This window comes from Psychrobacter pasteurii (genome assembly GCF_900162815.1).
GTDB classification, from domain to species: Bacteria; Pseudomonadota; Gammaproteobacteria; order Pseudomonadales; family Moraxellaceae; genus Psychrobacter; species Psychrobacter pasteurii.
In genome coordinates, this window is the sequence record NZ_FUGD01000140.1 from 21,999 (window position 1) to 32,968 (window position 10,970).

At 41.7% G+C, this 10,970-nt stretch carries 15 protein-coding genes; 8 read left to right on the forward strand and 7 right to left on the reverse strand.

Annotated elements, in window-relative coordinates:
- Nucleotides 1-115: 115 nt before the first annotated feature.
- Both A1232T_RS12290 and A1232T_RS12295 read right to left on the reverse strand, forming a co-directional pair.
- On the reverse strand, nucleotides 116-688 hold the full coding sequence (locus A1232T_RS12290) for a phosphatase PAP2 family protein (RefSeq protein WP_077449696.1): 573 nt from the start codon (nucleotides 686-688) through the stop codon (nucleotides 116-118).
- Nucleotides 689-889: 201 nt separating this feature from the next.
- Nucleotides 890-2,179, reverse strand: coding sequence for a glycosyltransferase family 4 protein (locus A1232T_RS12295; RefSeq protein WP_077449683.1), 1,290 nt, complete (start codon nucleotides 2,177-2,179; stop codon nucleotides 890-892).
- A 226-nt stretch (nucleotides 2,180-2,405) separates the two neighbouring features.
- On the opposite strand from A1232T_RS12295, the gene tusD reads away from it, so the two are divergent.
- The 4 genes from tusD to A1232T_RS12315 all read left to right on the forward strand — a co-directional run bounded on the left by tusD (nucleotide 2,406) and on the right by A1232T_RS12315 (nucleotide 4,190).
- Nucleotides 2,406-2,819 carry a sulfurtransferase complex subunit TusD gene (gene tusD / locus A1232T_RS12300; RefSeq protein WP_077449684.1) on the forward strand — a complete coding sequence of 138 codons (414 nt, stop codon included), beginning with the start codon at nucleotides 2,406-2,408 and terminating at the stop codon, nucleotides 2,817-2,819.
- 125 nt (nucleotides 2,820-2,944) lie between these two features.
- Entirely contained in the window at nucleotides 2,945-3,268 is a 324-nt protein-coding gene (locus tag A1232T_RS12305) for a hypothetical protein (RefSeq protein WP_077449685.1), read from the forward strand.
- A gap of 109 nt (nucleotides 3,269-3,377) precedes the next feature.
- Nucleotides 3,378-3,725: a hypothetical protein gene (locus A1232T_RS12310; protein WP_077449686.1), complete on the forward strand. Its 348-nt coding sequence runs from the start codon at nucleotides 3,378-3,380 to the stop codon at nucleotides 3,723-3,725.
- A gap of 60 nt (nucleotides 3,726-3,785) precedes the next feature.
- Complete coding sequence (locus A1232T_RS12315; RefSeq protein WP_077449687.1) at nucleotides 3,786-4,190, forward strand: TusE/DsrC/DsvC family sulfur relay protein; 405 nt, start codon at nucleotides 3,786-3,788, stop codon at nucleotides 4,188-4,190.
- A gap of 39 nt (nucleotides 4,191-4,229) precedes the next feature.
- Here the strand turns inward: A1232T_RS12315 and A1232T_RS12320 are convergent, their stop codons facing one another.
- On the reverse strand, nucleotides 4,230-4,775 hold the full coding sequence (locus A1232T_RS12320) for a tRNA (cytidine(34)-2'-O)-methyltransferase (RefSeq protein ID WP_077449688.1): 546 nt from the start codon (nucleotides 4,773-4,775) through the stop codon (nucleotides 4,230-4,232).
- A gap of 298 nt (nucleotides 4,776-5,073) precedes the next feature.
- Here A1232T_RS12320 and A1232T_RS12325 point away from each other — a divergent pair, with 298 nt between their 5' ends.
- From A1232T_RS12325 to A1232T_RS12335, 3 genes are all read left to right on the forward strand, one after another.
- On the forward strand, nucleotides 5,074-5,214 hold the full coding sequence (locus A1232T_RS12325) for an entericidin A/B family lipoprotein (protein WP_077449689.1): 141 nt from the start codon (nucleotides 5,074-5,076) through the stop codon (nucleotides 5,212-5,214).
- Between the two features lie 317 nt (nucleotides 5,215-5,531).
- The gene (locus A1232T_RS12330) at nucleotides 5,532-6,062 is read left to right on the forward strand and encodes an inorganic diphosphatase (protein ID WP_077449690.1); all 531 of its coding nucleotides are present in this window, start codon (nucleotides 5,532-5,534) and stop codon (nucleotides 6,060-6,062) included.
- A 216-nt stretch (nucleotides 6,063-6,278) separates the two neighbouring features.
- Nucleotides 6,279-6,665 (forward strand): hypothetical protein, encoded by a 387-nt coding sequence (locus A1232T_RS12335; protein WP_095532778.1) that lies wholly within the window; start codon nucleotides 6,279-6,281, stop codon nucleotides 6,663-6,665.
- 57 nt (nucleotides 6,666-6,722) lie between these two features.
- On the opposite strand, the gene A1232T_RS12340 is transcribed toward A1232T_RS12335, so the two are convergent.
- The 3 genes from A1232T_RS12340 to A1232T_RS12350 all read right to left on the reverse strand — a co-directional run bounded on the left by A1232T_RS12340 (nucleotide 6,723) and on the right by A1232T_RS12350 (nucleotide 9,634).
- A complete protein-coding gene (locus tag A1232T_RS12340) occupies nucleotides 6,723-7,844 on the reverse strand; it encodes a lipase secretion chaperone (protein WP_077449692.1) in 1,122 nt (373 codons plus the stop codon).
- Between the two features lie 24 nt (nucleotides 7,845-7,868).
- Nucleotides 7,869-8,873, reverse strand: a complete 1,005-nt coding sequence (locus tag A1232T_RS12345) for an esterase/lipase family protein (RefSeq protein ID WP_077449697.1) — start codon at nucleotides 8,871-8,873, stop codon at nucleotides 7,869-7,871.
- A 92-nt stretch (nucleotides 8,874-8,965) separates the two neighbouring features.
- A complete protein-coding gene (locus tag A1232T_RS12350; protein ID WP_077449693.1) occupies nucleotides 8,966-9,634 on the reverse strand; it encodes an alpha/beta hydrolase in 669 nt (222 codons plus the stop codon).
- Between the two features lie 409 nt (nucleotides 9,635-10,043).
- On the opposite strand from A1232T_RS12350, the gene A1232T_RS12355 reads away from it, so the two are divergent.
- Nucleotides 10,044-10,823 carry a sulfite exporter TauE/SafE family protein gene (locus A1232T_RS12355; RefSeq protein ID WP_077449694.1) on the forward strand — a complete coding sequence of 260 codons (780 nt, stop codon included), beginning with the start codon at nucleotides 10,044-10,046 and terminating at the stop codon, nucleotides 10,821-10,823.
- Here A1232T_RS12355 and A1232T_RS12360 read toward each other — a convergent pair.
- Nucleotides 10,820-10,970: zinc ribbon domain-containing protein (locus A1232T_RS12360; protein WP_143513945.1), on the reverse strand; the 151-nt coding region annotated here is incomplete at its 5' end. The two genes, A1232T_RS12355 and A1232T_RS12360, sit on opposite strands and share 4 nt — an antisense overlap.

Here is a 10,970-nt window from a genome sequence, read left to right on the forward strand (position 1 = left end):
TACCACATAAAAAGCAGTTAGAAGATGACTGTTCATGTTAAATTTTTATCTGCCTATAACAAAAATATTCGTATCTAATTCCCCACGTTTCCGCGTAATATAAAAGGTTATTTAGTTATAGCCCAGGCAAGCTACTTTCCACTACATAATAAATACTCGGTGCCCATAACGATAAGCCATAGCCGATAGCCCCACCAACCAACACATCGGTTGGATAATGTAGCCCCAATACCATGCGTGACAAGGCTACCAACATCGCAAAGGGCAGCATAAGTGGCAGCAATTCAGGAAAGTAGCCGCCTAAAGTCGCGGTAAACAACACCGCTTGTAGGGTATGCCCTGAAGGAAAGCTAAAGACATCCAGTGGCCGTTCCCCTAATACAATGACTTGGTGAACTTGATAAGGTCTAGGGCGAACTGTTTTTACTTTCAGCACTTTATAGATGGCAAGGCCTAAGCTGCTAACTAAAATGACTGTTATTAGCGGTATCACAGCCTCCCAACCTTTGACTATAAAAGCTGCTAGCATCATAGCGTACCAAAACCAGCCGTCCCCTAACCTGCTGATCATCTTAAAGAAAGTGGCGATAACATAGTTGGTGGAATAACGGTTGATATGGATACAAAGATTGGTATCCCAAGAGATAAAGTGATTCACATAGACCGCTAAAGCTCGGTTGCGGGACATAAGTGTAAATATAGGACTAGGTACAACTTCAGAGGTCAGCTTAGTGACCGGCGATTGCTTAGACTTATCTGTTTTCAAGACTTATCCCCTTATCTTATAGCTTCATTGAATCAAGCTTGGTGCGACACCTGACTGTATTAGTAATGTTATATTCCAACCTTGTTTGGCTCAGTTTGTGTTAATTTTCAACTAATCCGCCAACTATGTATGATAAATTGAGTCATAGAACATAGTTAGCATCTGCTCTGCTGGACGCTGCCATGAGAAACCAGCTACACTTTTCGAAGCTTCTATCCCCTGCTCTTTAAGAACCTGCATTTTAGGCAAGCTAGCTACTTTCTCTACAAATGCTTTTTCATCTCCAAACCTAATTAGCACCCCGCTTTTTTCTGTTACTAACATGCCAGCAGCCGCGTCATCGAAAGCATATACCGGTAACCCACTGCCCATGGCTTCGACCACCACATTACCGAAGGTTTCTACTTGACTGGCAAAGACGAAAACATCAGCACTGGCGTAATGCTCTGATAAGTCTTTGCCGGTCTGTGCTCCAGCAAAAATAATATCCTCTTTGTTTCCCGCTGCTAGAGATTCAAGGCGCTCCTTATCAGGCCCATCGCCGACTATGACTAATTTAACCACTCGGTGTAACTGCTCTTGCTGTAAAGCTTTAAAGCTTTTAATAACCAAGTCCACTCCCTTTTCAGGAGACAGGCGGCTAACCATAAGCAATACCGTATGTTGGCTATGAGCTCCCCACTTAGCCCTTAGCGCTTCACTGCGGTGTGCAGGATTAAATCGCTCCAAATCTACGCCGCGCCCTACTTCATATAAGCGTTTGAAGCCCAGCGTATCAAGGTCCTGAAAAGTCTTTTGACTTGGGACACAAGTTGCCTGTGAGGTATTATGAAACCATTTAAAATAAGCCATCATAGGCCTGGCCAAGATACCCAATCCAAAATGACGGCTAAAGTCATGAAACTGGGTGTGATAACCTGTCGTGACCGTAATATTTAAAGTCTTTGCTGCCCACAAAGCTGCCAAACCAAGCGGCCCTTCAGTGGCAATATGCACCACATCAGGTTGTAGCTGTTGAAAGTGTTTTTTAATTTTAAAATAGACCGGTGCCCCAAACTGAAGCTCTTTATATTTGGGTATCGACATTCCTTTTACCTGCAGGTCATGACTGATATCCTGCATTACCTGAAAGTAGGATTCTGAGCTATTAGAGAGCGCACAGTTATGATTGGGCTTAGGTCTTAATAAGCTAATTTGATGACCCTTTAGATTAAGTTGATGCATCAGTTGCCCTAGGCTCATCGCTACCCCATTGACCTCTGGCAGCCAAGTTTCAGTCACCAGTAAAACATGAAGCAGCTTTACTTTTTTGGCGGGTATGCTTTTAGTTGCGATACTTTCTATGCCGTCTATGCCGTCTATGCCGTCTATATGGGGTATACCATCGCTGTCACTGATACTTTGCTTTAGCATATTGCCTCCTGCCTGCTAGCGATTTAGAGTACTTCTTAACTTACCTTAAACCCTAAAGCAAAGATTTGACATTTTTATGGCGTTTTAATCACAATTTTATGACATACGCTTTACAAGAACCTGCCAATACTTCCTGTCTTGTAAAATACGGCATAGCCCTAATGATGTATAATTAGCCTTATTAATTACACACAACGCTTATACACTCATTTAGATTGATACCCTTATGACGACTGCAAATACGCTATTACTGATTCATGTCGACCCAAGCCAAAGCATTGCTTGGCATGCTTACCGTTATGCCAAAGCTTTTTTGGAAAACTGTACAAACAGTGAGGATACTTCTCGCCCCAAACTTAATATTTTCTTTTATGGAGAAGCGGCTAATACAGGCAATGCGTTACGTTGGCAAACAGCAGATCGAGCCAGCCTTACTGAGCTTTGGAGTCAACTAAGCCAAGAGCATCAATTAAGATTGCCTATTTGTGTTAGTACGGCTTTGACCCGCGGCGTAACCGATGAAGACAACGCTCGTCGCCATAAACTAGATGGTAATAATTTGGCGACAGGATTTGAATTAGTGGGTTTAGGCGAGCTTGCTGAGCAGCTATCTTCGGTGGATAAAGTGGTTACTTTTTAACCTTAAGTTACTCATTTTTATAGCAACTTCTATATTAGCTTCTATGATAACTTTGATATTAGCTTTAAAAATAAGACTGCCCCTCATAGTTAAAAGACATTTATAAGATAAAAAAAGGATACGTTGTGTCTATACTCATTCGTTTAACCACAGGTACTGAACTGGCCACCTATGAAGGCTGCGCTTTGGCATTAACCTTAGCAAGCTTTGGACAACAAGTTCAGCTTATGCTTGGCAGCTCTGTGTTTGGTATTTTAATGCAGCCAGAGAGCCGACTACATGGCATGATTAAGTCTTTAGATCTATACGATATTCCGCCTGCTTGGCTTCCAGAGGATGTGTTTAGTAGTTGGCTATTTGGTATGGTGCCAGAAGAGGTTTCTACTCAGATGGATTTTATACCCGAAGACTTTGATTCAAATCAATTTGACCAAGTATTTTCTTTTTAGACCCTACTACACTTTATAAAGCTTATTACTTTATAAAGCCGATTAATTTTATAAAGCCAAACAGATTTATCTAATCTGACATTTCATAAGACCCAATAAGAGCCAAGCTATGTCTACTTTATTTCAACTACACGCTCCGATGAACACCCTAAAAGCTATGGTCAAAGAGATGGCTCCACTTTGGCATTCTGGAGACAGCATCTTGCTACTGGCAGAAACTGTCGCCGCTCTACCTTGGCTAAAAATGTATATTGATGACGTTAATTATGATGATGAGGCGCAATATGAGATTACAGATATTACTGCCGTTTATGTATTAGCCGATGACCTAGCTCAGCTAAACGAGCAAGCCAAAACCAACTTAGACTTAAGTAAAGTAAATGTGATTGACGATAATGAGTGGGTGCAGCTTACTCAAAGCATCGATAGAGTGATTACCTTAAACTCTATCAGTTAACAAACCCTTAGCGATCCTACTACTTCTTTTCTTCCAACTTTGCATTCAGACGAGCGACAAATGAGCCCTTCTTCTACTATCAATAGCCACCAAGCATCAAATACTAAAACTAATGAAGAGTCAGCCCCCAAAAGTTTAGTCAACGAAGGGGGGACGTTAGAGCTGGATGAAGAAGGTCACTTGCTGGATCATAACTTATGGACCCCTGAGGTGGCGCAGCAATTGGCTGACACCTTAGAGGTCACTTTAACGGACGATCACTATCGCATTTTGCAGCAGGTACGGGCTTTTCACACTGAGTTCAACCATCCGCCGTCCACCCGCCCTTTGATTAAATATCTGATGAAGACCTTACCTGAGATGCAAATTAGCAATCAGCTGCTGCAACAGATATTTAATACTGGATTGGTTGCCCGCCATGTCAATCGCATCGCAGGCTTACCCAAGCCACCAAACTGCCTGTAGTTTCATCTATAACTTAAAGCTGTTTGGAATGAGCTACTGCTATTTAGGGTCGTAAGGCGTAAGTTCAGTATAGCCAGTGCTTCGACCCTCATCCCCAAAGAATCCTTGCTGACGCCAAACTTCATATAAACAAATACTGATACTGTTGGCCAAGTTTAAGCTACGTGAGTCTGGTAGCATGGGTAGCCTTAACCAGTTGTTGGCCCCGATATCTTCACGAATATCATCTGCTAGTCCCGCCGTCTCTGAACCAAATACCAAAGCAATGTCTTGCTGCTGCTCACCTGGCTGAGTTGAGCTAAAATCATACTCATAAAAAGGATGGCTGAGCTTAGTAGTTAAAGCCACCAGGCGCTCACAGCCGGCCTCTTGGAGGGCTTGTTTTGCTGCCTGCCAGTTCTTATGTACCTTCATATTGGCATACTCGTGATAATCGAGACCCGCTCGGCGTAACTTCTTGTCTTCTAGGTCAAAACCTAAAGGTTCAACCAAGTGTAACTGTGCTCCTGTGTTGGCACATAAGCGGATGGCACTGCCTGTATTATTTGGAATTCTAGGATGCACAAGTACAATGTGAATCGTCATAAGATTTTGCCCTTAATCAAACTGTCTGAAATATCAATGAGTTTAGATTTCAAATTTACAATTCTATGACAGTTTTAGCCAAATTACACACATTAATATGTTGTCGCTTCCCTTCAAATTAATATACTATGTAATTAAGGATAACACCTATGTTGCTAAGACTGAGTAACTGAACTTAAGTATCTAACCCTAAGTTCTTTAAGAAGTTTTAAATCAACTTCAAGTTAAAAGCATGACCCTATCCTTATCATCTTGTGATGAATATTAACCATTTTTTGATTTATATTAAGGACTCAACATGAAAAAGTTAGCTTTCGCATCTTTAACTGCATTAATCGTATTATCTGGTTGTAACACTTTCAAAGGCTTTGGTCAGGACGTTTCTAAAGCAGGTGAAGGTGTATCTAACACTGCTGATAAAGTAGAAAAGAAAATCTAAGCTTTTTTAACTTGGGTTTTCATACACCTGAGTTAAAAAGTTTTGAGGCTTAAAAACAGGTAGGTCAGATGGATACCACTTTTAAGTTTCATATTACTTATGGTGTATGAGTAAGAGCTCACTTTTGGTGGGCTCTTACTTTTTTTGTATTAATATTTTCTAAGTAATAAAGGGGCTATAAGGGCTTATTGGCTGTGCCAAATGTTAATTTGGAATATTCTCATAACTTGGCATTCAACTAAAAGTTGTTATAATCAGCATGAAATTTAAAACTATTACAATTCAACGCTCTTTACGAGCTTATAACGGAGAAAAAAATGGCAGATTTTAACGTAATTTTAGATGCAGGTGATGTTGAAGGCGGCGAGATTAACGTTGTAGTTGAAATTCCAACAGGCAGTAACCACAAAATTGAATGGAACCGTGAGCTGGCTGTATTTGAATTAGATCGCGTAGAGCCTGCTATTTTCGCTAAGCCATGTAACTATGGCTTCATTCCACAAACTCTTGATGAAGATGGCGACGAGTTAGACGCTCTGATCATCACTGAACAGCCTTTAACTACAGGCATCTTCTTAAAAGCCAAAGTTATCGGTGTAATGAAGTTTGTTGATGACGGCGAAGTGGACGATAAAGTAGTTGTAGTACCAGCTGATGACCGCAACAACGGCAATGCTTACAACAGCCTAGAAGACCTACCAAAACGTCTAATCGAACAACTAGAGTTCCATTTCAGCCACTATAAAGACCTGAAAAAAGCAGGTACTACAGTAGTTGAGTCATGGGGTGACGTTGACGAAGCTAAAGAAGTTATCAAAGAAGCTATCCAGCGCTGGAAAGACAAATAGTCTGAAAAGCCTTTGGTTATATTAACAGCCAAATTAGCTGATCCAAAAAAAGCACTTTGAATTTATTTCAAAGTGCTTTTTTTATGGTCTAAATTCTACGGGTGTTTTGCTATATAATTGGTCTGTAGAACTTACTTATAAGTATAACCTTTGTCTTGTACACCCTGTACCTTACTTAGCGCCTCCCTACTTGCTACAGATTTAATGAGAATGACTATGTCTAATAAACTGCCAAAACACATTGCCCAAATGGTCGAAAAAAATAACTTGGTATTGGCCATAAAATCATTGTCTGAAGAGCAAAATATTAGCATGGGTGAAGCCAAAGAGCTTATCGATGAGTATGAGCAAGCCTTAAAACAGCAGCAAAACAAAAAGGTTGAGGCCATTAGCCAGAAGCAACAAAAGAAGCAAGGCATCAAGCCCGCCAGCCAACCTATTAAAGACAATCAAGAACTACAAGCCTTAAACAATGGCTTAGACAACCGCCTAAACTCAATGGGCTATAAACCGCCTATGGTGCCTTACTGGGTCAAACGTGTATTTATTATTTTATTAATTATTACCATTTTAAGTCTATTATTTTGGCGACTAATGCCTTAACCAAAAATGCTAAGTGGTGAAATAAGCGTATATAAGATAAACATTTAATGCTCGGATTTATTGCGACTGAGACTGATTCTTGAAATGCTCATAGCCTACCAGACGTTTTTGCTCATTATCACTAAACAGCTTTTGCTCTAACGCCTTTATCTGCTGCTGCTTCTGGGTAGCTGAAGCCCTAGAGGCGGTTATCTTCTGTTTTTGTTGTTGATAGTCCTCAAAACGGCGGTCAAAATCTTGAGTTTGTTTATCTAGTTTTGCCAATCTTTGTGCCGCTTCTACCCCTACCAGCTCTGTTCGCATTTCAAGCAGTTGCTGCTCGTCAGCCCCTCTTTTTTTCATCTGTTCAGTACGGGTCATAAGCTGCTGCAAGTTGGCTTGCTGCTCTGCTTGCTGCTTAGTCAAAGAGTCCGGTAAGTTCTGCAGATACTTTTGTTTGGCTTGTTGTTTTTGGGCTGTAGATAATGACTTATCTTGAGCTATTTTTAGCATTTGTTTGTTATAGGCTTGCAGTTCATCTTCGGTACCAAAAAAAGCCGCATCAACTTTTGAGCTAAACAACTGATTTCTAACCGCCTTTATTTGTTTTTGCTGACGTTCTATCGCTTCAATATCAACCTCACCTTGCTCCGCTTTTTTTAAGGCATCAATGGAATTAGCCGGCGTACCAAACTGGCTTTGAATGGCAGAAACTTGCTTGAGATAAGTTTGATATTGATGATATAGCGTTATGGCTTCATTAGCAGCGGGCTGCGGCGTGGTATTTAGAAGATACGCCTCAACACGAGCATCGATTGTCTCACTGTCCTCCTCTCCTAACGCAGATAGAAAATAGTCATACAAACGTCTTAGCCCGCGAGTAGCGACCAACTCAGCTTTATCAGTAATGATAATCTCGCCATCCACTTCAGTCCCTTGCAGCGAACGAGGCAGGTCTTCCACCCCAGTTATAAATTTTTCAGGCTGGTAAGGCAAGTCTTCTATTAAGGCGTCAGTGCTGGGATCTAGCGTCAGCTCTTGAGTTTCAAGGGTATCAGAGGTCGAAGAGTTGGACTTAGAAGTACTGGGCTGTTTATTGGCATTTAGTCTGACCATAATCAGTAAGAGGACCAATACCGCCAACATAATCAGCCCAGCCAGCAATAGCCAAAACCCTTTACGATTCGGCTTATTTGTCATCTTTACTTCCTCTTAAGTGTCTATTTAAAGACCTTCATTTTTTAAGCGATTGACCTGACTGCGATAAACCGATACCGGATCTACCTCTCCCCAGGCAACCAATCCCAAAAATTGATTGACTGAGTCTAAGTGATTCATTTTATAGTCATCACGAATAACATAACCCAAGCGACTAGAACAAGCAGAAACCAGACCATCGTTGGGATCTTCTTTATCAAACGTCAGAGCGGTGAGTGCCAAAATATAATCACTGGGGTCTATCCCATTGGTGATAGTGCCCACCCCTGAGAATGAATAATAAGGAATGCCATTGACCACATAGTCTTGTGGTGGCTGCCCACAGTATTCACTAGGCATAGCCGCTGGATATTTAGGGTTGTAATACTCAGCCATATAGTCGCTTGTCAGCCCAGTCACTGCTCGTAGCGAATCTTGCTGCTGTAGCTGCTTTAGACTGATGCTAGACCCCACATCCAAAAACTTTCCCAAAAACTTATGGTAAGAAATAAGTGCCCTGCCCAACCAGTTATACTCCCCTTCAGGGTAGCCGGATCTGGCACTGCTTTGCGTAATAAAGTTTAAAATCCAATCTGCTGTTTTTGAGCCTTGCTCTGGACTGGCCACTGCAGTGACTGAAGCCACATGCTCTGGAGCAACGGCAGCCACATAGCGAATATCTATGCCGCCTAAACTGTGCCCAATTAGGTTTACTTTCTGTTTACCGGTAACCGCAGCGATAGTCTGCACCTGCTGCAACAACTGCTCCCCTCGAAATTCAGCATCATGGATGGCCGAAGTTTTAGTCACATATACCTCAGCTCCCCCTTGCATCAACGCTTGGGGAATGCCATTAAAATAGCTTAATAAACCAAACAAAGTATTAAACCCGCCCAGCCCATGTGCTAATACCACAGGATATTGGGTAGCGGTCGAATCATCTTTTGCTTCAATGCTGGAGATTAGTTGACAGCCATTAGGGTTTGAGCAGTTGTAATACTCAGCTGCTACAGCCGACTGCATGAGTCCCATAAGTCCTGCCAAACCCAAACTTGTAGCTATCAACGGCTTTGCTACAAGCTTGGTTAGCCAGTGACATCGATCGTTAGGTAAACTCACTTTATTTACAGTACCTTGTTTAGCCACTGTCCAATGGCTTTAATTTGAGGCAGGCAAACTTGGTGGGCCATAGGATAAGTATTGAACTCGACTTGATACCCTTGGTTAGTAAGCGTCTCATTAGCACGCTGACCTAATACGACAGGCACCACAGGGTCTTGAGTACCATGATCAATTTTAATCGGTAGATCTTTATTAATGGCCGTATAGTTAGAGGTATCTTCTACTGCTAAGTAGGTGGATAGCGTCAGCAAACCTGCCAGTCTTTGCGGATAAGTTAAGGCCGTTTGATAGGCTACTGCGCCACCTTGTGAGAACCCAGCAATAACAATATTTTCTGGATTTACCCCTCGCTCTATTTCACGCTGGATCAAATCTCTAATGGCCGCGGCAGATTTTTCAATTTGTACCACATCTACTTTGCGATCCAAACTCATCTCTAAGATGTCATACCAAGCGGGCATAACCATGCCTCCATTTACAGTCACAGGAATGCGCGGAGCATGAGGGAACACAAAGCGTACTGCTAACTGTGTATCAAGTCCCAACTCAGGCACCACAGGCTCAAAATCATGGCCACTGGCACCAAGACCATGTAGCCAGATGACCGACTTATCAATGGTCTTATTTGAAGGGTTATGCTCTACGATTACACAGTCTAAATATTGCGTCATGATTATCCTTTAATGTCTGTTATCTAATTTTTTATTAAAACAAAAGCCAAATGTCTTAAAACGGTCAATAATTTTAGTTAATTTACGGGCTTAATTTGCCCCTGAATTCCTAATATTAACATACCCATTCATCAGGAACCGTGAATGTCATATGATAAAGATAAAGCGGTAAATAACTTAGGGTAAATAACTTAGATGGTCACTGTAAAAATAATAACTATAATGCACCTGCTGTTAAAAGCAAAATAATAATGGCCACACGCTTGTACTTGGGTCTATATAGACTATTACTCTAGATATAGGAATGTCTTAGCTGATATAGTCTAAGCTTGAGTCTAAAACATTTTAGGCTAAGATTTTTTACGTTAAACTTAGTCAAACTTTGTCATTACAAGAAGGTCATGTACCGATGTTCATTGATTTTATAGCCCTGATTGAGTCTATGCCCATTTGGCACTTGGTTGGCTTATTTGTTTTGGGGGTATTGGCCTTTGTTATTTCAACAATCTCTGGTGGTGGCGGGGCCTTAATTTTAATTCCGGCCACCTCAGCTTTAATCGGGGCACCTGCTGCCCCTCCTGTCATAAACCTCGGGACATTTATCTCTCGCCCTTCGCGTATGATTATGTTTTGGCACGACATAGACTGGGGCTTAATTAAGTATTATGTCCCTAGTGCCATTGTAGGGGCATGGCTTGCCGGCCTATTATTTAGTCAGCTTAATGCCAGCTGGATTCAATTATTGGTGGGGGTGTTTTTAGTCTCGACCCTTTTTCAATATCGCTTTGGCAAAATTGACAAGACCTTTAACATGCCTAAAGCAGGCTACGTCCCATTAGGCTTTATTGTGGCTTCTATTAGTACCTTAGTCGGTGGCCTAGGTCCGGTGTTAAATCCTTTTTATATGAACTCTGGGCTACAAAAAGAGGATCTAATTGCCACTAAAACCGCCAACTCTTTTTTTGTGGGTATCGCCCAAATTGGCAGCTACGCTTTTTTTGGGGTATTAACTGCCAAACTCTGGATATATGGCTTAGCTTTAGGGCTCGGGGCTATTGTGGGTAATTATATAGGTAAGCAGTTTTTGGCCGGTATGACGGTCAAACAGTTTCGACTGTTATTGCTAATACTTATGATGATCAGCGGCGTTTATATGATTTATCAAAACTTGACTTCCTCCCCTCGCTAAACCGAGGGGATTCCTACAGCTAGACGGTCAAGCCCGACCGCAAGGATGTTCTTAGCAGCATTGATATCTCTATCATGCCATGTGCCACACTCAGCACAAGCCCATCCTCTTATTCGCAAACCTGCTCTACCTTTTGGACTACTGTCA

Excerpts from the sequence above, each read along its gene's own strand:
- A1232T_RS12290 (WP_077449696.1), bottom strand. The coding sequence starts at position 688 with ATGTCCCGCAACCGAGCTTTAGCGGTCTATGTGAATCACTTTATCTCT.
- A1232T_RS12295 (WP_077449683.1), bottom strand. The coding sequence starts at position 2,179 with ATGCTAAAGCAAAGTATCAGTGACAGCGATGGTATACCCCATATAGAC.
- tusD (WP_077449684.1), top strand. The coding sequence starts at position 2,406 with ATGACGACTGCAAATACGCTATTACTGATTCATGTCGACCCAAGCCAA.
- A1232T_RS12310 (WP_077449686.1), top strand. The coding sequence starts at position 3,378 with ATGTCTACTTTATTTCAACTACACGCTCCGATGAACACCCTAAAAGCT.
- A1232T_RS12315 (WP_077449687.1), top strand. The coding sequence starts at position 3,786 with ATGAGCCCTTCTTCTACTATCAATAGCCACCAAGCATCAAATACTAAA.
- A1232T_RS12320 (WP_077449688.1), bottom strand. The coding sequence starts at position 4,775 with ATGACGATTCACATTGTACTTGTGCATCCTAGAATTCCAAATAATACA.
- A1232T_RS12325 (WP_077449689.1), top strand. The coding sequence starts at position 5,074 with ATGAAAAAGTTAGCTTTCGCATCTTTAACTGCATTAATCGTATTATCT.
- A1232T_RS12330 (WP_077449690.1), top strand. The coding sequence starts at position 5,532 with ATGGCAGATTTTAACGTAATTTTAGATGCAGGTGATGTTGAAGGCGGC.
- A1232T_RS12335 (WP_095532778.1), top strand. The coding sequence starts at position 6,279 with ATGTCTAATAAACTGCCAAAACACATTGCCCAAATGGTCGAAAAAAAT.
- A1232T_RS12340 (WP_077449692.1), bottom strand. The coding sequence starts at position 7,844 with ATGACAAATAAGCCGAATCGTAAAGGGTTTTGGCTATTGCTGGCTGGG.
- A1232T_RS12345 (WP_077449697.1), bottom strand. The coding sequence starts at position 8,873 with ATGGGACTCATGCAGTCGGCTGTAGCAGCTGAGTATTACAACTGCTCA.
- A1232T_RS12350 (WP_077449693.1), bottom strand. The coding sequence starts at position 9,634 with ATGACGCAATATTTAGACTGTGTAATCGTAGAGCATAACCCTTCAAAT.
- A1232T_RS12355 (WP_077449694.1), top strand. The coding sequence starts at position 10,044 with ATGTTCATTGATTTTATAGCCCTGATTGAGTCTATGCCCATTTGGCAC.